We start from the raw sequence: 20,255 nt of genomic DNA, 5'->3' as shown, positions 1-20,255 counted from the left end.
CACTATGAGTAAGATTTTAGAAATGATTGAAAAACGTAATAAGGCTTGGGAAGGTGCTAAGGCTTTTCTTGAAAGTAAAAGAGATAAAGACGGTCTTATTTCTGAAGAAGATGCAAAAGTCTATGATGAAATGGAGAAGAAAGTCCATAATTTCAGCTTGGAAATTGAACGTCTTCAGAAGATGGAAGAAATTGATAAAGAACTATCAAAACCAATGTCTGATGCTATTGTAAGTAGACCAATGAAGGTTGAAGATAAACCAGAGAAGAAAGGTAGAGCAAGAGATGAATACAAGGAATCTATGCTTACTGCACTTAGAACTAATTTCAAGAAAGTAAGCGATATTTTGCAGGAAGGTGTAGATGCTGATGGTGGTTTTCTTGTTCCGGAGGAGTATGATAGCAGACTGATTAAAACACTTGAAGAAGAAAATATCATGCGTGGATTAGCCACAAAAATAACTACAAGTGGTCAGCATAAGATTAATGTAGCTATGTCAGACCCTGCTGCAGCTTGGATTGAAGAAGGTGGTGCGTTAAACTTTGGCGATTCTAAGTTTGCACAGGTACTTCTTGATGCACATAAACTTCATGTTGCAGTAAAGGTAACAGAGGAATTGTTATATGATAATGCCTTTAAGTTAGAGGATCATATTTTAGGTGCCTTTGGTAAGGCTCTTGCAAATGCAGAAGAAGATGCCTTCCTTAATGGTGATGGAAATGGGAAACCGACCGGTATCTTTAACAAGAAAGATGGAGGTACTTTCCTAAAAGAAATTACAGCTATTAAGACCGATGATTTAATCGACCTTGTTCATTCCTTGAAACGTCCATACCGTAAAAAGGCAGCTTTCATTATGAACGATAAGACAATTGCACAGGTGAGAAAGCTTAAGGATAACAATGGTGCATACATTTGGCAGCCTTCTTATCAAGAAGATGAGCCTGATAGAATTCTTGGTTATCCAGTTAAGACTTCAGCATTTGCACCGGAAAATGCCATCGCATTTGGTGACTTTAGCTATTACAACATTGGCGATAGAGGGGCTCGTTCTTTCAAGGAACTTACTGAACTATTTGCCGGTAATGGAATGATTGGTTTTGTGGCAAAAGAAAGAGTTGATGGAAAGCTCGTATTAAAAGAGGCTGTTCAGATCCTTCCAGTTAAGGCTACAGCGTAATTAACATAAAGGGGGTGCTGATTATGGTTGTAAGTCTCGACGAAATGAAAAACTATCTAAGGGTGGATACAAGTGAAGATGATGATTTAATCAGCACCCTTATAAAGTCTTCTGAGAAGATGTGCCTTGCTATAGCAAGAAAAGAGGAAGATGAAATCATAAAAGATAGTTTTGAAGAATATAAGGTGGCAGTTCTATATGGGACGGCCTATCTTTATGAGCATAGGGAAGAAGCTGACCACCATGAACTGACAATTACTCTTAGGTCCATGCTGTTTGGAGTAAGAAAGGCAGGATTCTAATGAAAATAGCCTTACTAAATGAACGCATTACCATAGAAAAAAGCATGGTGGAAGTAGATAAAATCGGAAATCATAAAAATGTATGGAGTAAATATTATTCTTGTTATGCAACCATCAGCAGTGAAAGTCCACAGGAAGAGACTAGTAGTGGTGCTGTTTGGGATGAAAGTAAAATTGATTTTACCATAAGGTATAGCAAAGAGGTATCGGTACTATCTTCTGTAGGATATAGGGTCATTTTTCATAATTCTATATATGAAATTGAGGGTATTGACCATATGAATTACAAGAAGAAAAGCATGAAACTGCACTGCAGGAGAGTAGAAAGATGAGTAAGGTAAAAATAGATAGCCTTTCATCTGAAGTGATGAAAGAACTAGAAAAATATGCTGATGTTACAACTGAAAATGTAAAAAAGGCAGTTCAAAATGCAGGAAAGACAGTGCGTGATGAAATAAAGTCTAGTGCCCCAAGTGATACAGGTAAGTATTCTAAAAGCTGGACTGTAAAAACGATTAGAGAAACATCTAACAGTTTAGAACTTGTCGTTCATTCTAGAAATAGATATCAGCTTGCCCACCTTCTTGAGTTTGGCCATGCAAAGCGTGGTGGAGGTAGAGTATCTGCAAGACCACATATTGCATCTGCTGAGGAAAAAGCTATAAAGACATTTGAAGAGGAGATAAAGGAGGCAATTTCTAATGGATAAGTTACTAGAGATTATAGAAAAAATTGGACTTCCAAGTGCTTATCATCATTTTGCAGAAGGGGAATCACCGAATCCACCTTTTTTAATTTACCTACTGTCAGCAAGTGATAATTTTTCAGCAGATGGAAGAGTATATTTTAAAGCAAATGAAGTTCATATTGAAGTCTATACGGATTACAAGAGTCCGGATATAGAAGAAAAGATAGAAGCTGTGCTCGATGAGCATGGCATTTTTTATAACAAAACAGAGGTTTATATAGAGTCTGAAAAGCTCTATGAAGTTTTATATATTTTTGAAATGGAGGTAAAGACAAATGGGAAATAAGGTAAAGTATAACCTTAAAAATGTTCATGCTGCAAAGCTGAAAAAAGATACAAGTGGTGCATTTACTTATGAAAATCCTAAAGCAATACCGGGGGCTGTAAGTATCAGCCTTGATGCTGAAGGCGAATCTAGTCCTTTTTACGCTGATGGGATTGTCTATTTTAGGTCTACCGCAAATAACGGATATAGTGGTGACCTTGAAATCGCACTGATTCCTGAATGGTTTAGAACAGAAATTCTAAAGGAAGAACTGGATAAAAATGGAGTGCTTGTAGAAAAGGCGAATGTATCTGAAACAGAAAAGTTTGCACTATTATTTGAGTTTGACGGTGATATCAATGCAATTAGGCACGTTCTATATAACTGCTCTGCATCTCGTCCGTCCATTGAATCTGAAACAAAGGAAGATACGATTGAACCTGGAACTGAAACACTATCCCTTACAGCAGATCCAAGAGAAGATGGACTTGTGAAATCAAGAACAGGGGATACCACATCTGCTGATACTTATGCTAATTGGTATAAGGGCGTTTATGTTCCGCAGGCTAAAACGGAAGTAAAACCTAAGTAGGAGGAATAACTATGCTAGAAAAAACAGTAAGAGTAGGAGAAGTTGATGTAAAGTTTCGTTCATCTGCTACTATTCCAAGGCTATATAGAATTAAATTTAAGAGAGATATTTTTAAAGACCTGTCAAAGCTAGAGAAAACATTCAAGGCAAATGAGGGGTCTTTTGAAATAGATGACCTTGAGATATTTGAAAATGTGGCATATATTATGGCATACCATGCGGATAGAAGTATTCCGGACAATATTGATGATTGGCTTGACCAGTTTGAGATGTTTTCTATTTATGAGATTTTGCCTGAAATCCTTGAACTTTGGGGAGCAAATCTTGAGACGGAAGTTCAGTCTAAAAAAAACTTCCGAAAAGTAGCAGGGAGATGACAACTGCCCTATTTCTACTAAGATGCGTGGAAATAGGGATAAGCATTTCTGAACTTGATTTACTTACAATCGGTATGGTTTTAGATATTTGGACTGAAAAATCAAATGATGGAGCAAAATACAGTAAGGTGGCAGGACAAGCTGAATTTGACAGGTTCTAATTTATCGTGAAATATGATATAATAATTAGTTGGATAAATTAGAATTTAGCGAGGTGATCATTTGAACAAGAACAATCTTATGATAGGCAGCCTTTGTGCTTTAGGTTGTGAAGTGCTATATGGAATGAGCTATATATTTACAAAGCAGGCTACTCAGAGTGCAAGTGCATTGTCGCTGCTTGGATGGCGTTTTTTACTTGCATTCATTGTAATGAACGTATTGGCACTCATGGGGATCATTAAAATACGTTTAAAAGGAAAAAATCTGAAGCCGCTTCTTCTGGTGGCGTTGTTCAGCCCAGTGATTTATTTTATCGGTGAGACATTCGGTATTAGCAGTACCACTGCATCAGAAAGCGGTGTATTCCTTGCATGTATTCCCGTCGCTTCGTTGATAACCTCTACTTTGATATTGAAGAAAAAGCCTTCAAAATTGCAGGTGGCAGGAATTCTTATAACACTTGCAGGAGTAATTCTGACTGTCCTTGCTGTAGGTGCTGCTTCCAGTCTTTCTATAACAGGATATACTTTTTTGATGATGGCTGTTATATCCTATGCACTTTACTGTGCGTTTGTAGATAGGGCAGAACAGTATACCGGCGCGGAAATAACATATATGATGCTCGTGGCAGGAGCCATAGTATTTGTGATATTGGCAGTTGCAGAAGGCTTGGTAAAAGGAAATCTAGACCAGGTTGCTGTATTGCCGTTTTATAATACCGGATTTTTGATCGCCGTTTTGTATCAGGGAATCGGCTGCTCTGTGTTGGCGTTTTTCCTGTCGAATGTTGCAATTGCGAAGATAGGTGTTAATCGTACTTCATCCTTTATCGGAGTGGCAACGGTGGTATCCATTATTGCCGGTGCACTTTTGCTAAAGGAGTCCTTTACGCTATGGCAGATTGTGGGTGCGGTGGTCATAATCATTGGGGTCTATGCTGCGAATGCAAAAATGGTATCCGTATAACAAATCCTAGTTTCGTCTAACTGAATATTAAACTGTTTTAAGACACTTACTTAATGGTAGGTGTCTTTTTTATGCCCATTTTTAGGAAAGGAGGGGTTAAAGTGGCAAATAGAATAAAGGGAATTACCGTTGAGATTGGTGGAGATACAACAGGTCTTGATAAAGCCTTAAAAGGAGTAAATTCTACAATAAAAACAACGCAGTCACAGCTTCGTGATGTAAATCGGCTATTAAAACTTGATCCTTCCAATGCTAAACTACTTGCTCAGAAACAACAGCTACTGCAAAAGGAAATTTCTGAAACTAAAAGCAAACTGGATGCTTTAAAAGAAGCAGATAAGCAGGCAAAAGTACAGCTTGAAAATGGGGAGCTTGGTCAAGATAAATATGATGCTCTGCAAAGAGAAATCATTGAAACAGAAAACAACCTAAAGGCTCTTGAGGAAGAAGCAAAAAAAGTACCATCAGCACTATCTGTTTCCATGAAAGAGGCAGGAGATAAAATTAAAGCAGTTGGAGATAAGACTACTGAAGTTGGTAAAGGCCTATCCACTCATGTAACAGCACCTATTGTAGCAATGGGTGCTGCTTCACTTGCTGCCTTTAATGAAGTCGATAAGGGAATGGATATCATCACGCAAAAGACAGGTGCATCCGGCAAAGCCTTAAAGGAAATGCAAGATAGCATGAAAAACCTTGCCACTTCCATTCCTACTGACTTTGAAACAGCAGGGGCAGCTATCGGAGAAGTAAATACCAGATTTGGGTTTACAGGTCAAAAGTTAGAGGAATTATCTGGAAAGTTTATTAAATTTGCTCAGCTTAATAATACGGATGTATCTACTGCTATTGATAATACACAGAAGGTCATATCAGCCTTTGGACTAAAAGCAGAAGATGCAGGAGCCTTACTTGATACCATGAATGCTGTTGGTCAAAGAACCGGCATCAGCATGGACACTCTTGCAAAGAGCATGGTAACTAACAGTGCATCACTTCAGCAACTAGGATTTTCTGCATCGGATGCAGCAAACTTTCTAGGCAATGTTGAAATGTCAGGAGCAGATACCTCACAAGTTATGACAGGTTTATCTAAGGCACTTTCTAATGCAACAGCAAACGGAAAGCCTATGAAAGAAGCATTAAAAGACATCCAAGACAGCATGGTGAATGCAAAATCAGATACAGAGGGACTTGAAGTAGCAATCGGTCTATTTGGTAAAAAAGCAGGTCCTGCAATCTATCAGGCTTGTAAAAATGGTTCGCTTTCCTTTGAAGAACTGGGAACATCCCTAAAAGATAACCTTGGAAATGTAGATAGCACTTTTAATGAAACATTGGATCCAATCGATAAATTTAAGACCTCGATGAACAGTCTAAAGATTGTGGGTGCGGATGTTGGAAATTCTCTAATGACAGTTCTTCAGCCAATGCTTGAGAAATTTGCTAAAAGCATGAAGTCTTTAAGTGAAAAGTGGAATAGACTATCTCCCGGTATGCAGCAGGCTATTGTAAAAATAGCACTTATTGCAGCAACAGTTGGACCGGTACTAGTTGTAATAGGAAAAGTCATCACTGCGGTTGGAACTATTACATCAGCACTTGGAAGTTTAATTGGACTACTTGGTGGAACAGCTACCGCAACTACAGCGGTAGGTGTAGCAGGAGGAGCAAGTGCAGCGGGAACAGCAGCTGCCGGTACTGCAGCAGGAGGGGCGGCAGTCGGTTTTGGTGCTCTTAATGTTTCCTTACTTCCTATTATCGGTATTATTGCAGCTATTATCGCAGCGGTTGTGGCTATCATTGCCATTATTAAAAACTGGGGAGCTATCACTGAGTGGTTTAAGGGTTTATGGGAAACAGTATCGACTGCCATCATGAGTATTTGGCGGAGTATATCAGATTTCTTTAAGGGAATATGGGAAGGCTTGGTTAATATATTTACTACAGTTTGGGAAACTATCAAGAATGTACTAACTGTAGCACTGATGTTTATTGTAGAGCTTATAAAAGGATACTTTGAACTTATCACACTTCCTTTTAGGTTTATTTGGGAAAACTGCAAAGAAACCATTATGACGGTGTGGGAGGGAATTAAGTCTGTAGTAAGCACTGTGATGAATACAATTTCACAGGTTATTACAAGTATAATGAATGCCATAAAAACTGTGATTACCACTGTTTGGAATGCAATAAAAGCCGTAATCACTACGGTAATAAATGCTATTTTATCTGTGATTACTACAATTTTTAATACTATCAAAAATATAGTAACTACGGTATGGAATGCAATCAAATCGGTTATTTCTACTGTGGTTGATGGAATAAAGAGTAAAGTAAGTTCAGTCTTTAATGCAGTATCAAGCACAGTAAGCTCAGTGTTTAATGGAATAAAGAGTGCAGCCACATCTATTTGGAATGGAATCAAAAATGCCATTATAACACCGATTGAAGCTGCTAAAAACAAGGTGAAGTCAGTAGTTGATGCGATTAAAGGATTCTTTGCAGGTATCAAACTTAAATTGCCACATATAAAGTTACCTCACTTTAGTATCAAAGGGAAACTTTCACTTATGCCGCCATCTGTTCCACACTTATCGATTGATTGGTACAAGGAAGGTGGAATCATGAAAAGACCTACCGTATTTGGTATGAATGGTAGTTCTTTGATGGCAGGAGGAGAAGCAGGAGCCGAGGTAATCTTACCACTTAGAGGTTTTTATACTCAGCTTGAAAAGATGCTTGATGAAAAATTAAACACATCTGCTATGGAAAAATACCTATCTATCATAGCTGATAACAGTACGAAAGGAATTTATTTAGAGGATGGAACTTTAGTAGGGCATTTACTTCCTGAAATTGATAAAGGCCTTGGGAAAATGGTACTTAGGAGGGAAAGAGGATGATTAGTATAATTGTTGATGGAATAAATATCTGTGCAAAATATAAAGTTACTCTTGAAAGTTTTGAGATTGGAATGCCAGAACCAAAGCTCGTAACGGTTGAGATACCTGGTCGTGATGGTGAACTTGATATGAGTGAAGCCCTAAGTGGTTATATAAACTACGGAAATAGACAAGTTAATCTGAGTATAGGTATTACAGGGGATGATAAGGTAAGTGAAAGTAAAAAACAACAGGTGCTAGTAGCTGTACTTGGGAAAAGGATAAAACTACAGCTGTCACATCTTGACGGATATTTTTTAGGAAGGTGTATATTTTCTTCCATATCAAGGGAAATGGCACACCATACGCTGAACTTAACATTTAGCTGTGATCCGTATCGGTATTTTATATCAGAAACAGTTCAGACAATTACCTTAACATCTACTGCTAAAGATATTATCTTTTCAAACGCAACAATGCCTGTTTCACCGGTTCTTGAAACAAGTGCTGATGCAACGGTTAAATTTAAGGAAAAAACATATAACTTAAAAAAGGGGACGCATAGACTTGGCTTTGTGTTTATGCCGGGGAATAATGTTTTGAATGTATCCGGCATAGGAACGTTGAAAGTAAGATACAGGAAGGGGGTAATGTAGTGTATAGAATATATAGTGATAATGAGCTTATCTATGATCCACTTCTTCATGAATATATGATTACGGAAGGAAGTTTGAAATTAGAATTAAACACTTCTGGAATACTTACCTTTACCATTCCAAAAGATAATCCTAGTTATGGAAGAATAAAACTAATGAAGTCTATCATCACTTTATATGACGATGATAGACTTCTTTTTAGAGGAAGGGCCTACGCACCAACAATCGATTTGTTTTGTAATGATGAAATTGAGTGTGAAGGAGAACTTGCTTTTTTTAATGATAGCATCCAGCCTCCTTTTAATTATGAAGTTGGTGATGTAAAAACCCTATTTCAAAATGTAATTAAGATTCATAACGCTGAAGTTTCTGAAGATAAAAGATTTATAGTAGGGGATGTGACTGTCACAAATGATACTGCTACAGGAAATATTGTTCGTTCGTCAACTCAGTATTTATCAACTTGGGAAATATTAAGAGAGAAATTTATAAAACTTTTAGGTGGATATTTTAGGCTAAGGCATGAGGGTGGTAAAACATATATTGACTATCTAAAGGATTTGAATTTTATAGGTAATCAAGAAATAACACAGTGTATTAACCTTATTGATGCAAAGAAAGAAGTAAGTTCTGATAACCTTGCTACAGTAATTATTCCACTTGGAGCAAGAGTTAAAAATGAGGATGGTGAAGATACGGATGAGTATCTGACACTAAAAAAGTTAACCGGAAATATAAGGATTGAAGATAAAAATGGGATAGAAACGTACGGTAGGATTACAAAGGTTGTTCATCATGACCATATTACAGATGCAAGTAATCTGCTGAAAGCAGGTCAAAGAGATTTAGCCGATGCTCTTGGAGTCACTACCACTATTACTTTATCAGCAGCAGATTTATCAAAGGCGGGATATAAGGTCTCGCCTTTTTCTTTAGGCACATATATACCTGTAAAAGTATCAAACCTTGGAATCGATAAAAAGATGCTTATTAAATCACTTTCCATAGATTTATTAAATCTAGGCAGTAACAGCATCACTATCGGAAGTTCAGATAGGTCGTTTGCACAAGAGCAGATAAATACAAAAGAAACCTTAAAGACTGTAAACAGTAACTTGCAGGAAAGCATTAAGACTTCAAGTAGCATTGCAACAGTAAGGGCAGTTAGAGAAGCCAATTCAAATATTAACCATTCTGCAGAACAAATAAGAAGCGAAGTATCAGAAGGCTATTACAACAAGGAAAAAGCAGATGAATTACTTGAGTCTATAAGGACTATTATTACCCAGACAGCAAGTGGAATAGAGCTTACCTTTAATCAATATAAGTCAGAGCAGGCAAAGATAAACGGAGATACATCTAATAGGTTTGCAGAAATTACAAAATATATAAGGTTTGTTGACGGAGATATCTTGCTAGGTGAAGAAGGGAATCCTCTTACACTTAGGATAGAAAATGACCGTATCAATTTTATGGAAAATGGAGCAAGTAGTGCTTACTGGCAAAATAGAAAATTTTATGCAGTAGATGGTGAGTTTATTAATAGCTTAAGGCTAGGTAAATTTGCCTTTATTCCAAGAACAACAGGAAACTTAAGCTTTACAAAGGTGGTGGATTAGGATGGCAAGTAGCGGTTCTTTTAGCACAAGCAAATATGAAGTTAGATATCTAACATTTAACTGGAGTGTATCAAGCCAGTCCGTGGATAGCAATAAGACTGTTATTAGCTGGAGCTTAAAAGGGGCTGGGGGAAGTACTACTTCTTGGTATATGGCAGGTAATTTTAAGGTAGTGATTAACGGTTCTACAGTTTACAGTTCATCTACTAGAATAAAACTTTTTAATGGTACGACTGTAGCAAGTGGCTCATTTACAATCAGCCATAATTCAGATGGTTCTAAAAGCTTTAGCGCAAGTGCTGAGGCAGGTATCTATACCTATGCAGTTAATTGTTCAGGTAGTGGTTCTTGGTCACTTCCGACAATCGCAAGGGCAACACAGCCATCTGTAAATAAGACAAGTGTAACATATGGTGATAATGTGGTAATCAGTTTGCCAAGGGCATCAAGCAGCTTTACGCACACTATTCAGGCAGGAGTTGATGGCAAGCTTTCCTTTATGAATATTGCAACAGGAGTAGGAACATCATATACATGGAAAGTTCCAAAAGATTGGGCTAAATATCTTCCTACAAAATCACATAAGATTAGGATACGTGCAATTACCTATTCAGGAAGTACACAGATTGGAACGAAAGAAGCAAGCTCTGTAAGTGTATCTCCGACTTCTGATATGAAGCCTGTAGTCTCAATTACGATTTCTGATGATATGAAATTTAAGGATAAGTATGGAGGATTTGTAAAAGGACAATCAAAAATTAGAGCAAAGGTTACGGAAACACTCTATGCCGGAACATCCGTAAGCTCAAGAACACTATCTCTTAACGGGGTTAACTACCAAACAGCAGAGCAGGTATCAGAAGTGATTGTAAGTACATCACAGACGGTAAGTGCGAGCGTTACCGATGCTAGAGGATTAACAGGTTCTGCAAGCATTAGTCCTACTGTATATGATTGGTTTACTCCCAAAATAGGAACATTTTATGCCGAGAGATGTGATGCAAATGGGAAAACAGATGAAGTAGGAAATTATATTAGGCTTGATTATAGTGTTGAGGTTGCATCTGTAAATAACAAGAACACAAAGACTCTTAAATATGGATATAAAAGGCAGTCTGACTCATCATGGACTACCAAGGAGATATCATTTAGCGGATATTCTAAAACGGGTAATGTAGTGATACCTGCAAGCGGGGAGTATTCATGGAATGTATATATTGAACTTAAGGATGACTTTACAAAAGCAACTCTTTCGCTACAGGTTGGAACGGCCTATGTCCTTATGGATTTTCATAAATCAGGAAGGGGGCTTGCTATAGGAAAGGTTGCAGAAAAAGCAAAAGTAGTAGAAATAGAAAAGGGGTGGTCTGTTCAATATAAGGGAGTTATAGTTGGTGATTTTGTAGAATCGCAAGGGACAACGGGTATCTGGACTTGGAGAAAGTGGCACAGTGGAATCGCTGAATGTTGGGGAGCTACAACACTTCCAACCGTAAATCAAGACCAATATAGAACCAGTAAAGTTAACCTTCCTTTTACGTTTAAGGATGCTAATTATAAAGTGATGGCAACACCTACTCAAACAGGAAATTATGCAGAATATGCCTATGTTGGACATAAAGGAGCCAATGATAAAACAACCACTTCATTCTCAGTTAATATTTGGTGTGCTGAGAAAACAAATTTAACCTTCGGGATGGATTTAATCGTTATTGGCAGATGGAAATAGTTTATAGCAGCTAGAGATAGCTGTTTTTTTATTACAAATTTTAAGGAGGAAATTAATATGAAAGAATTTTGGAGTATGATTCAGATTGCTTTTACAGCAGTTGGAGGATGGCTTGGATATTTTTTAGGAGGGTGTGATGGTCTTATTATCGCTCTTCTTTTATTTGTAGTCATCGATTACATCACAGGAGTGATGTGTGCGGTAGCAGATAAAAAGTTATCTAGCGAGGTAGGCTTTAAGGGGATTTGCAGAAAAGTGCTTATCTTTATGATGGTAGGCATTGCAAATATCCTTGATACAAAGATTATAGGGGGTGGCAGTGTTCTAAGGAGTGCTGTCATTTTCTTTTATCTATCTAATGAAGGCATTAGCCTTTTAGAAAATTCAGGACACTTAGGACTGCCAATTCCTGAAAAGCTAAAAGTAGTTTTAGAGCAGTTACATGATAAGGAAAGAGGAGGAAAAGAAAATGAGTAACAGCAGTTTAGTAAATTATGTAAGACTTAGTCCAAACCATAGCGGAAGGAGAAATCACAAGATTGATACCATTACAATTCACCATATGGCAGGTAATTTGTCTGTAGAAACTTGTGGTTCTGTCTTTGCAGCAAGTTCAAGGGGTGCAAGCTCTAATTATGGTGTAGACTCAAATGGTAGAGTGGGAATGTATGTAGAAGAGTGTAATCGCTCTTGGTGTTCTTCAAGTTCAGCAAATGATAATAGAGCCGTTACTATCGAAGTTGCCAATGACCAGATTGGTGGAAACTGGCATGTCAGTGATAGGGCACTTGCTAAAACCATTGAACTTTGTGTAGATATCTGCAAAAGAAATGGAATCAAAAGATTTAACTATACAGGAGATACCAGAGGAAATCTAACAAAGCACTGTTGGTTTGCAGCTACAAATTGCCCGGGTCCATATCTGGGGAGTAAATTTCCATATATCGCTAGTGAGGTGAATAAACGACTTTCAGGAAGCGGTTCATCTTCCAGCGGAACAAACCCTTCTTATTTATATAGGGTCAGAAAATCATGGGGTGATGCTAAGAGCCAAAAGGGTGCATTTAGAAATTTAGATAATGCAAAGAAGTGTGCCAATGCAAATCCAGGATACTCTGTTTATGATGCAAATGGTAGATCTGTTTATCCGGTGGCAAGTACGCCATCAAAGAGCATTGATGCCTTGGCAAGAGAAGTGATTGCAGGCAACTGGGGAAATGGACAGTATAGAGTAAACCGTCTTAGATCTGCAGGCTATGATTATGACGCTGTTCAAAACAGAGTCAATGAAATCTTATCCGGTAAAAGTAGCAGCCAATCAGGCGGAAAATCCATTGATACCTTGGCAAGAGAAGTCATCAGAGGTGACTGGGGTAATGGTCAGGACAGAAAAAACAGCCTTGAAAGAGCTGGCTATGATTATAACGCTGTGCAAAGAAGAGTAAATGAACTTTTATAACTGAATATCTAAATGTGAGCCTACTGGGGAGAAATCCTTGGTAGGCTTTATTTTTTTGCTTTTTAAGGGTTCGAATCCATCAAATTTCTCGCTTATAGATAGCAAGGAAAATTCCTTGCTGGAAAGGAGCGTAGGAATGAATGAACAGCAAAAATATGAAATATGTAAACTGCGTAATGAAGGACTTGGTTACACTAAAATTGCTAAAGAAGTTGGAATTTCAGTAAACACAGTAAAATCATTCTTTCATAGAAATAGAAATAAGGAACCTATGATTAAAGATAAAGATATAGTAGGCTATTGTGAAAATTGTGGTAAGGCAGTTGTTCAGGTAAAGGGCAGAAAAAAGAAACGATTTTGCTCGGATAAATGTAGAAATGAATGGTGGAATAACCATAAAGACATGGTAAATCATCAGGCTATATATGATTTTACCTGCAAGTATTGTGGGAAGAAATTTTCAGCATATGGAAACTCCAATAGAAAGTTCTGTAGTCATAGTTGCTATATCAAAGATAGGTTTGGTGGCGATGATTATGAATAAGGACTTGGATTTACGAGAAATCACCTACCAAATTATCATGTCAAACGCAAAGAAAATGCTAATAAAGGATCTTATCTCTAGAGATGAATATATGGAATTTGATAGCAAAATGAAGGAGAAATATAAGCCTAAAATAGGACCTATTTATAGCGAAATAGACTTGATATAGTGCGGAAGTTACGGGAATATGTGACTGGGAAAGGAGATGATTTTATGCCTAGAATTACTAGAATTGATGGCAAAAAAACAATAGAAAAATCAAAGAAAAAAGTTGCTGCATATGCCCGTGTGTCTATGGAAACGGATATGCTTCATCACTCACTATCTGCACAAATAAACTATTACAGCACCTTGATTCAAAATAATCCTGATTGGGAATATGCCGGAGTTTATGCTGACGAAGGAATTACTGGAAGAAATACCAAACACAGAGATGAATTTAATAGGCTCATAGAAGACTCTAAAAATGGAAAGATTGATATGATACTTGTGAAAAGTATCAGTAGATTTGCAAGAAATACAGTGGACCTTTTAAATACGGTAAGAGAATTAAAAGCAATTGGTATCAATGTATATTTTGAACGAGAAAACATTAATTCTATTTCAAACGAAGGGGAACTTCTATTAACCTTGCTGGCATCATTTGCACAGGAAGAAAGTAGAAGTACTTCAGAAAATGTAAAGTGGGGAATTAGAAAAAACTTTGAAAAGGGAATAGCAAACTCCACTAAAGCACCTTATGGATATAGGTGGGACGGAGAAAAATTTAGGATTATTAAGGATCAAGCTGAGATAGTAAAAGAGATTTTTAGAAGATATCTTGATGGCGAATCAGCATATTCTATAGCAAAGAACTTAGCTGAACATGGGGTAAGAGGACAGACCGGAAATCCTATAGAACAAACCTCGGTCAAGCTTATTTTAGCCAATCTATCATACACAGGTACAAGATTACTACAAAAATATTATATATCGGAAAATCAAACGAGGAAAAGAAACAAAGGTGAGCTTCCGATGTATCTGGTGGATGATATGTATGAACCCATTATTTCAGAAGAAGTTCATGAAAAGGCACTTGAAATTATGAAAAAACGTGCTGAAAGTATGCCTAATAAAAATCCTAAATTAACTCCAATTTCAGGACTTGTTAAATGTGGAATTTGTGGAGGTGGCATAAGCAGGCGAAAGTCATCAGGAAGATGGATTTGTAATACGAGAGAGCGTAAGGGAAAGACATCATGTGCAAGTAGACCAATACTAGAAAAAGAACTAAAAGAAGCTACTATAAAAATTATGAGAAAATCGAAATTTTCCAGAATAGATTTTACGAAAAAAGTAGAAAAAATTTTAGTATATGGAGATAGAATTGATTTCATATTACTTAGCGGAAAAGTTTCTTCTATTAAAAGAGAGTATTCCGGAGAAAGAGGAAGCAATCCATTTTTCTGCAAAATATACTGTGGTTATTGCGGTGATATTTTTCATAGGACAAATTGGAAAAAACAAGGAAAGGTATGGATTTGTAGTAAGAGAAACGGTAGTTGCAAGGTAAAGAAAATGAGAGAAGATGAGATTATAGAAGCTTCAAAAAGTTTTCTTGGCGAAGATTACGGAGGAAAGGTTGTAGAATATATCGATAAAATTTATATCAAAGATGATTCTGTAACCTTTACCTTTAAAGATGGGACGGTGAAAATATGGCAAAGAAAGTGAGGACGATACCAGCAACCATAAACCGATTTAGCCTTGAACCCATAGTTAGTACAAAGAAAAGAAAAACAGCAGGTTATGCCAGAGTATCAACGGATAGCGAAGAACAAGCTACAAGTTATGAATCACAGATGGCTTATTACAAAAATTATATAGAAAGCAGAAGTGATTGGGAATTTGTAGGTATGTATTCGGATGAAGGCATCAGTGCTACAAACACAAAGCGTAGAGATGGGTTTAAACAGATGATTTCAGATGCTCTTGATGGAAAGGTCGATTTAATTGTTACAAAATCAGTCAGTAGGTTTGCGAGAAATACAGTAGATTCTCTTCAGACCGTAAGAAAACTAAAGGAAAACGGAATAGAGGTTTATTTTGAAAAAGAAAATATCTGGACACTTGATGCAAAGGGGGAGCTTCTTATAACTATAATGAGCTCATTAGCCCAAGAGGAAAGCAGGAGTATATCAGAAAACACCACATGGGGCAAAAGAAAACAATTTGCCGATGGTAAGGGTAGTTTGGGATTTAAGCATTTTCTTGGGTATGATAAAGGTTTTGTTATAAATACGGAAGAAGCAAAGACCGTAAAATTAATTTATAAGCTGTATGCCAGCGGACTTTCCTTTTATGCAGTAGCTAAAGAACTTACAAACAGAGGTATTAAAACACCTTTTGGCAAGAATAAGTGGCACGTAAGCACAGTAAAATCTATACTCACAAATGAAAAATATAAAGGTGATGCCCTATGGCAAAAAGGTTATATATCAGACTTTTTACAGAAAACTAGAAAAGAAAATAAAGGGGAAATACCACAATATTATGTTGAAGAACATCATGAGGCTATCATTCAGCCGGAGCAGTTTGACTTTATTCAAGCAGAAATTGCAAGAAGAGGAAATGATGGCAGGGGTAGTGGGCTTACTATATTTTCAAACAAAATAAAATGTGGTAAATGCGGTGCTTGGTATGGACTCAAAACTTGGCATTCTAATGATGAATATAGAAGAGAAATTTACAGGTGTAATGATAAATATAAGACTAAGGGAAAGCCTTGCAAGTCACCACATCTTACAGAGGATGAGATAAAGGACATATTCATCAAAGCTGTAAATAAGTTTGTGAAAGTAAGAAAAACAGTAGTAAAAGAAATATCTAGTTTTATAGATACTATATGTGTAACTACTGATTTAGAAATAGAAACTACTAAGCTAAAAAAAGACATGGAAAATATAATATCCGAAATGGAGAGTATCATAAGAGAAAATGCTAAAACCATTCAAAATCAGGAAGAATATTTGCAAAGAGAAAATAAAATAAGGCTAAGATACTCAGATTTGAATTCCAAGTTAGCTGAGGTAGAGAATGAAATAAAAATCAAACAAAACAGAAAAACTATGCTTGAAAATTTCATAAAAACATTAGATGGGATAAGTGGAGAAATTACTGAATTTGATGAGGACTTATGGTCAGGATTACTTGACCATATTTTGATAAAGGAAAAAGGGCACTATACGGTAGTCTTCAAAAATGGTACAGAGGTGGATATATAATATGGAAGAAACTGGGAGGATTATTTTTCCCAGTTTTATTATATGGGTGACTATTGTAATCTCTCAACTGTTATGCTATAATAATAACAGTTAAAACATAAAGAACAGCAGGTGGCGAAAAATGAATATACAGATAAATAATTCTAGTGATGATCCAATATATTTGCAAATAAAAAATCAAATTAAAGCACAAATTATTTCTGGAAATTTGAAAGTAGGGGAACAGCTACCCTCTATAAGATTCTTGGCGAAAGAACTAAGGGTAAGTATGCTAACTGCCAAAAGAGCTTTTGATGAATTGGAGTTGGATGGTTTCATAAATTCAGTTCAAGGAAAAGGCAATTTTGTTGCAGCACAGAATAAAGAATTAATCCGTGAAGAATACTTAAAGCGAATTGAATCTAAGTTACAAGAAATAGTTGAACTTTCAGAAATCATAGATATATCCAGTGATGAATTAGTAGAGATGTTAAAGAGTTATGTGGAGGGTGAATATGAGTAAATACGCTATTGAAATTAAAGATTTAGTAAAAACATTTGACAGTTTCAAACTAGGACCGGTAAGTCTCAGTATCCCTAAAGGAACAATAGTTGGTTATATTGGACAGAATGGAGCTGGCAAAAGCACAACCATAAAACTGCTACTAGGTCTTTTAAGAAAAGATTCTGGCGAAATTAGAATCTTAGATGAGGAAAATCCTAACAACGTTGAGATAAAAGATAAATTAGGGGTGGTATTTGATGATTTATTAGTGTCGGAAGAAATGACATTAATCGATGTCGAAAAGTTTTGCTCAAGAGTTTATTCGCAATGGGATAAGAATTTGTTTTATAAATTAATTGAAAAATTTAATTTGCCACAGAAAAAAATTATCAAAAATTATTCTCGTGGTATGAAAATGAAACTTTCAATGGGGATTGCTTTATCTCATAATGCAGAACTACTTATTTTAGATGAGGCAACAAGCGGACTTGATCCTATCGTAAGAGAGGAAATCTTGGATTTGCTATTGGATTTCATGCAAGATGAAAATCATACAATTCTCATGTCTTCTCATATTTTGTCGGATTTAGAGAAAGTTGCAGATTATATTGCATTTATTCACAATGGTAAGATTCTATTTATAGAAACAAAAGATGAGTTAAAGGAAAATTATGGCATCTGTACTTTATCAAATGAGGAAGTAAACAATATCGATGAAGAAGCGATTATAGGGAGAAGAGTACATTTTTTTGGACAAGAATTGCTTGTTAAAAAGAATCTTATACCTGATGGAATCGAGTTACAAAAACCGTCTATTGAGGATATTATGATTTATTTTGTGAAAGGAGCGAGACGATAATGATAGCATTAATTTTGAAAGATATAGCTACTTTAAAAAAGACATTATTATTAACAGTTGCAATCAGTATTGCACTTGCTGTGTATGGAATTTATACAAATGAAATATTTATGGTGCCATTAATATGTGCAATGATTCCACTTATATTGACTGCAATTGCTTTTGGATATGATAACAAATCAAGTTTTGAACAATTTGCATTTTCAATGCCTATAAAAAAGAGTAGTTATGTATTAAGTAAACTTTTCTTTGCATTTAGTTTTGGAATGGTCGGGACAATTTGTATTTTTGTACTATTGATGACAAAAAATCAAATGTCATTGAATAATATCGTCTTTATTTCTTTAATTACACTAATGGCTAGTATACTTATGTCTGCTATTCAATTGCCATTTATTCTTAAATATGGTGCTGAGAAGGGCAGACTTATAATGGTAATTACTTACTTTTTAATATTTGCTTTATCTACATTACTAAAAGAGAAGTCCGATTTTCTTGCGAAATTAATGGAGATGCTTAGTAAAAATTCAATGTCTATGATTTGCTTAGGAATTATAGTCATAAGTGTAATAATCATAGGGATTACAATAAAATTATCAATTATGATTATGGATAAAAAAGAATATTAAGTATAAGTTATTGATTTGTAGTTAGGGGATTGATATGGAAAAACAATTTATTTATATAGCTGCTATTATATTTTTAATATTAGGTTTAGTGGACTTAAGTAGGAGCCTCCTGTTAAAAAGTAATACAGAATATGTAAAAGCAGAGGTAATATCCATATGGCAACCAAATCCTGAAGCTGTGAAAAAAGGAAATTCTAAATGGGCGAATTTCATTTACTCTGTTGATGGTAAACAGTATACATCTAGCAACAGAATACAAGTTTCTATGAGTACAAAAGTCGGAGACATAAAGCAAATAAAATATGATAAAAGAAATCCTGAAAAAATTTATGGCTTTTCAATAAAAAGAGCATGCATTCTTTTTATGGTTGCAATTGTATTTTTTGTAATTGCTAAATTTAAATTGTTTTAGAGGAGGTAATAGATATGCCTAAAATTCCATCACTTGTAGTGTTTTGCATGGTGTGTATTCCAATAATAAGGTTAATTTATTTAGCTATAAAAAAGAAGAAGTGAAAAATATTTGTTGCAGGTGGATAAATTCCACCTTTTTTTGTATGTGAAACTGGAACTTTTAGAGAAGTAAAAAATATGTTAAAATTATATATTGTATCACTTTTGATATGGAAGGAGGGAAATGTATGGAAATTAGATATATAAATGCATCTGATGATAATATGAAAATCAGTGGGATATACGAAGAAAGCTGGAAGTATGCATATAAAAATATAATTCCACAAGAATTTCTCAATTCCATTGAAAGAGGGCGATGGGTATCGGTATTAGATTTACCTAGCTGGAATACTGTTGTATGTATTGAAAATGGTGAGTATATTGGAACTAGCAGTTTCTCTAAATCTCGTTTTCGAGAATATCCGTCTCATGGTGAAATTATTTCTATTTATATGCGTCCAGAATATATGGGTAAGGGATATGGCACTAAATTACTAGAGTATGTCATTAAAGAATTATCCAAACATGGATATAGTAAAGTATTACTCTGGGTTTTAGATGACAATCATTTGGCAAAAGAGTTTTATAAAAGAAATGGATTTATAGAAACGGATAACTATATGAATGATAATATTGGGGGAAAACAACTCCGAGAGGTAATGTTCATATATAACTGCAATTGAATTATAAATATGTTGAGGAGTTTATTAAATTGTTCTGGGAAGAAAAATATGAATTGGAAGGAGGTAATAATAGTGAATGAATTTAACGAACTTGTTAGTGAAGTTTTTTCCAAAGCAGGTGATATTGCCATAAGATCCATGATGGGCGGATATCTTGTATATCTCAATGGTAAACTAATAGGCGATATTTGTAATAATGAACTGTTTCTGAAGAGAACGCCAACAACTGACAAACTTCTTGCAGACTCAGAATTGCGTTACCCCTATGAAGGTTCAAAGACATTGATGCACGTATTCGATAGATTTGAGGATACGGATTTGATTACTGAACTACTGGAAGGTATGTATGCGGAACTGCCCGAAAAGAAGCCCAAGAAAGCTAAATGAGACAGATAAGCTT

25 protein-coding genes are annotated in these 20,255 nt (G+C 35.7%); all 25 read left to right on the top strand.

What is annotated here, in order from left to right:
* Positions 1-4 precede the first annotated feature (4 nt).
* The 25 genes from O0R46_RS05590 (at position 5) to O0R46_RS05470 (ending at position 20,242) form a co-directional block, all read left to right on the top strand.
* The gene (locus O0R46_RS05590; RefSeq protein ID WP_269310739.1) at positions 5-1,180 is read left to right on the top strand and encodes a phage major capsid protein; all 1,176 of its coding nucleotides are present in this window, start codon (positions 5-7) and stop codon (positions 1,178-1,180) included.
* A 23-nt stretch (positions 1,181-1,203) separates the two neighbouring features.
* Complete coding sequence (locus O0R46_RS05585; RefSeq protein ID WP_156667736.1) at positions 1,204-1,482, top strand: head-tail connector protein; 279 nt, start codon at positions 1,204-1,206, stop codon at positions 1,480-1,482.
* The gene (locus tag O0R46_RS05580) at positions 1,482-1,814 is read left to right on the top strand and encodes a phage head closure protein (RefSeq protein ID WP_269310738.1); all 333 of its coding nucleotides are present in this window, start codon (positions 1,482-1,484) and stop codon (positions 1,812-1,814) included. Before O0R46_RS05585 ends, O0R46_RS05580 begins: the two co-directional genes overlap by 1 nt.
* Entirely contained in the window at positions 1,811-2,191 is a 381-nt protein-coding gene (locus tag O0R46_RS05575) for an HK97-gp10 family putative phage morphogenesis protein (RefSeq protein ID WP_269310737.1), read from the top strand. Before O0R46_RS05580 ends, O0R46_RS05575 begins: the two co-directional genes overlap by 4 nt.
* The gene (locus tag O0R46_RS05570; protein ID WP_269310736.1) at positions 2,184-2,516 is read left to right on the top strand and encodes a hypothetical protein; all 333 of its coding nucleotides are present in this window, start codon (positions 2,184-2,186) and stop codon (positions 2,514-2,516) included. The genes O0R46_RS05575 and O0R46_RS05570 overlap by 8 nt, the downstream gene beginning before the upstream one ends.
* Complete coding sequence (locus tag O0R46_RS05565) at positions 2,506-3,087, top strand: major tail protein (protein WP_269310735.1); 582 nt, start codon at positions 2,506-2,508, stop codon at positions 3,085-3,087. Before O0R46_RS05570 ends, O0R46_RS05565 begins: the two co-directional genes overlap by 11 nt.
* An 11-nt stretch (positions 3,088-3,098) precedes the next feature.
* Entirely contained in the window at positions 3,099-3,464 is a 366-nt protein-coding gene (locus tag O0R46_RS05560) for a hypothetical protein (RefSeq protein WP_269310734.1), read from the top strand.
* Between the two features lie 26 nt (positions 3,465-3,490).
* On the top strand, positions 3,491-3,625 hold the full coding sequence (locus tag O0R46_RS05555; protein ID WP_269312563.1) for a hypothetical protein: 135 nt from the start codon (positions 3,491-3,493) through the stop codon (positions 3,623-3,625).
* Positions 3,626-3,686: 61 nt separating this feature from the next.
* Entirely contained in the window at positions 3,687-4,592 is a 906-nt protein-coding gene (locus tag O0R46_RS05550; protein ID WP_269310733.1) for a DMT family transporter, read from the top strand.
* 101 nt (positions 4,593-4,693) lie between these two features.
* Positions 4,694-7,498: a phage tail tape measure protein gene (locus tag O0R46_RS05545; RefSeq protein WP_269310732.1), complete on the top strand. Its 2,805-nt coding sequence runs from the start codon at positions 4,694-4,696 to the stop codon at positions 7,496-7,498.
* On the top strand, positions 7,495-8,133 hold the full coding sequence (locus O0R46_RS05540; RefSeq protein WP_269310731.1) for a hypothetical protein: 639 nt from the start codon (positions 7,495-7,497) through the stop codon (positions 8,131-8,133). The genes O0R46_RS05545 and O0R46_RS05540 overlap by 4 nt, the downstream gene beginning before the upstream one ends.
* A complete protein-coding gene (locus tag O0R46_RS05535) occupies positions 8,133-9,752 on the top strand; it encodes a phage tail protein (protein ID WP_269310730.1) in 1,620 nt (539 codons plus the stop codon). Before O0R46_RS05540 ends, O0R46_RS05535 begins: the two co-directional genes overlap by 1 nt.
* A gap of 1 nt (position 9,753) precedes the next feature.
* Positions 9,754-11,481 (top strand): DUF859 family phage minor structural protein, encoded by a 1,728-nt coding sequence (locus O0R46_RS05530; RefSeq protein ID WP_269310729.1) that lies wholly within the window; start codon positions 9,754-9,756, stop codon positions 11,479-11,481.
* A gap of 57 nt (positions 11,482-11,538) precedes the next feature.
* Positions 11,539-11,958: a phage holin family protein gene (locus O0R46_RS05525; RefSeq protein ID WP_269310728.1), complete on the top strand. Its 420-nt coding sequence runs from the start codon at positions 11,539-11,541 to the stop codon at positions 11,956-11,958.
* The gene (locus O0R46_RS05520) at positions 11,951-12,940 is read left to right on the top strand and encodes an N-acetylmuramoyl-L-alanine amidase (protein ID WP_269310727.1); all 990 of its coding nucleotides are present in this window, start codon (positions 11,951-11,953) and stop codon (positions 12,938-12,940) included. The genes O0R46_RS05525 and O0R46_RS05520 overlap by 8 nt, the downstream gene beginning before the upstream one ends.
* 55 nt (positions 12,941-12,995) lie before the next feature.
* Entirely contained in the window at positions 12,996-13,484 is a 489-nt protein-coding gene (locus tag O0R46_RS05515; protein ID WP_331275566.1) for a DUF2116 family Zn-ribbon domain-containing protein, read from the top strand.
* Positions 13,477-13,653, top strand: coding sequence for an SHOCT domain-containing protein (locus tag O0R46_RS05510; RefSeq protein ID WP_269310726.1), 177 nt, complete (start codon positions 13,477-13,479; stop codon positions 13,651-13,653). The genes O0R46_RS05515 and O0R46_RS05510 overlap by 8 nt, the downstream gene beginning before the upstream one ends.
* Positions 13,654-13,697: 44 nt before the next feature.
* The gene (locus O0R46_RS05505) at positions 13,698-15,197 is read left to right on the top strand and encodes a recombinase family protein (protein WP_269310725.1); all 1,500 of its coding nucleotides are present in this window, start codon (positions 13,698-13,700) and stop codon (positions 15,195-15,197) included.
* A complete protein-coding gene (locus O0R46_RS05500; RefSeq protein ID WP_269310724.1) occupies positions 15,182-16,747 on the top strand; it encodes a recombinase family protein in 1,566 nt (521 codons plus the stop codon). The genes O0R46_RS05505 and O0R46_RS05500 overlap by 16 nt, the downstream gene beginning before the upstream one ends.
* 121 nt (positions 16,748-16,868) lie before the next feature.
* On the top strand, positions 16,869-17,249 hold the full coding sequence (locus O0R46_RS05495) for a GntR family transcriptional regulator (RefSeq protein WP_269310723.1): 381 nt from the start codon (positions 16,869-16,871) through the stop codon (positions 17,247-17,249).
* Positions 17,242-18,090, top strand: a complete 849-nt coding sequence (locus O0R46_RS05490) for an ABC transporter ATP-binding protein (protein ID WP_269310722.1) — start codon at positions 17,242-17,244, stop codon at positions 18,088-18,090. Before O0R46_RS05495 ends, O0R46_RS05490 begins: the two co-directional genes overlap by 8 nt.
* Positions 18,090-18,719 (top strand): ABC-2 transporter permease, encoded by a 630-nt coding sequence (locus O0R46_RS05485; protein WP_269310721.1) that lies wholly within the window; start codon positions 18,090-18,092, stop codon positions 18,717-18,719. The genes O0R46_RS05490 and O0R46_RS05485 overlap by 1 nt, the downstream gene beginning before the upstream one ends.
* 34 nt (positions 18,720-18,753) lie before the next feature.
* On the top strand, positions 18,754-19,131 hold the full coding sequence (locus tag O0R46_RS05480; RefSeq protein ID WP_269310720.1) for a hypothetical protein: 378 nt from the start codon (positions 18,754-18,756) through the stop codon (positions 19,129-19,131).
* A 229-nt stretch (positions 19,132-19,360) separates the two neighbouring features.
* Positions 19,361-19,855: a GNAT family N-acetyltransferase gene (locus O0R46_RS05475; protein WP_269310719.1), complete on the top strand. Its 495-nt coding sequence runs from the start codon at positions 19,361-19,363 to the stop codon at positions 19,853-19,855.
* Between the two features lie 72 nt (positions 19,856-19,927).
* Positions 19,928-20,242: a TfoX/Sxy family protein gene (locus O0R46_RS05470; protein ID WP_269310718.1), complete on the top strand. Its 315-nt coding sequence runs from the start codon at positions 19,928-19,930 to the stop codon at positions 20,240-20,242.
* Positions 20,243-20,255 lie beyond the last annotated feature (13 nt).

The sequence above is a fragment of the Peptostreptococcus equinus genome (genome assembly GCF_027125355.1).
GTDB classification, from domain to species: Bacteria; Bacillota; Clostridia; order Peptostreptococcales; family Peptostreptococcaceae; genus Peptostreptococcus; species Peptostreptococcus equinus.
This window is presented reverse-complemented; position numbering and strand designations above follow the sequence as displayed.

Excerpts from the sequence above, each read along its gene's own strand:
- O0R46_RS05530 (WP_269310729.1), top strand. The coding sequence starts at position 9,754 with ATGGCAAGTAGCGGTTCTTTTAGCACAAGCAAATATGAAGTTAGATAT.
- O0R46_RS05565 (WP_269310735.1), top strand. The coding sequence starts at position 2,506 with ATGGGAAATAAGGTAAAGTATAACCTTAAAAATGTTCATGCTGCAAAG.
- O0R46_RS05505 (WP_269310725.1), top strand. The coding sequence starts at position 13,698 with ATGCCTAGAATTACTAGAATTGATGGCAAAAAAACAATAGAAAAATCA.
- O0R46_RS05570 (WP_269310736.1), top strand. The coding sequence starts at position 2,184 with ATGGATAAGTTACTAGAGATTATAGAAAAAATTGGACTTCCAAGTGCT.
- O0R46_RS05485 (WP_269310721.1), top strand. The coding sequence starts at position 18,090 with ATGATAGCATTAATTTTGAAAGATATAGCTACTTTAAAAAAGACATTA.
- O0R46_RS05490 (WP_269310722.1), top strand. The coding sequence starts at position 17,242 with ATGAGTAAATACGCTATTGAAATTAAAGATTTAGTAAAAACATTTGAC.
- O0R46_RS05525 (WP_269310728.1), top strand. The coding sequence starts at position 11,539 with ATGAAAGAATTTTGGAGTATGATTCAGATTGCTTTTACAGCAGTTGGA.
- O0R46_RS05480 (WP_269310720.1), top strand. The coding sequence starts at position 18,754 with ATGGAAAAACAATTTATTTATATAGCTGCTATTATATTTTTAATATTA.
- O0R46_RS05540 (WP_269310731.1), top strand. The coding sequence starts at position 7,495 with ATGATTAGTATAATTGTTGATGGAATAAATATCTGTGCAAAATATAAA.
- O0R46_RS05510 (WP_269310726.1), top strand. The coding sequence starts at position 13,477 with ATGAATAAGGACTTGGATTTACGAGAAATCACCTACCAAATTATCATG.
- O0R46_RS05575 (WP_269310737.1), top strand. The coding sequence starts at position 1,811 with ATGAGTAAGGTAAAAATAGATAGCCTTTCATCTGAAGTGATGAAAGAA.
- O0R46_RS05520 (WP_269310727.1), top strand. The coding sequence starts at position 11,951 with ATGAGTAACAGCAGTTTAGTAAATTATGTAAGACTTAGTCCAAACCAT.
- O0R46_RS05475 (WP_269310719.1), top strand. The coding sequence starts at position 19,361 with ATGGAAATTAGATATATAAATGCATCTGATGATAATATGAAAATCAGT.
- O0R46_RS05590 (WP_269310739.1), top strand. The coding sequence starts at position 5 with ATGAGTAAGATTTTAGAAATGATTGAAAAACGTAATAAGGCTTGGGAA.
- O0R46_RS05580 (WP_269310738.1), top strand. The coding sequence starts at position 1,482 with ATGAAAATAGCCTTACTAAATGAACGCATTACCATAGAAAAAAGCATG.
- O0R46_RS05495 (WP_269310723.1), top strand. The coding sequence starts at position 16,869 with ATGAATATACAGATAAATAATTCTAGTGATGATCCAATATATTTGCAA.
- O0R46_RS05500 (WP_269310724.1), top strand. The coding sequence starts at position 15,182 with ATGGCAAAGAAAGTGAGGACGATACCAGCAACCATAAACCGATTTAGC.
- O0R46_RS05560 (WP_269310734.1), top strand. The coding sequence starts at position 3,099 with ATGCTAGAAAAAACAGTAAGAGTAGGAGAAGTTGATGTAAAGTTTCGT.
- O0R46_RS05585 (WP_156667736.1), top strand. The coding sequence starts at position 1,204 with ATGGTTGTAAGTCTCGACGAAATGAAAAACTATCTAAGGGTGGATACA.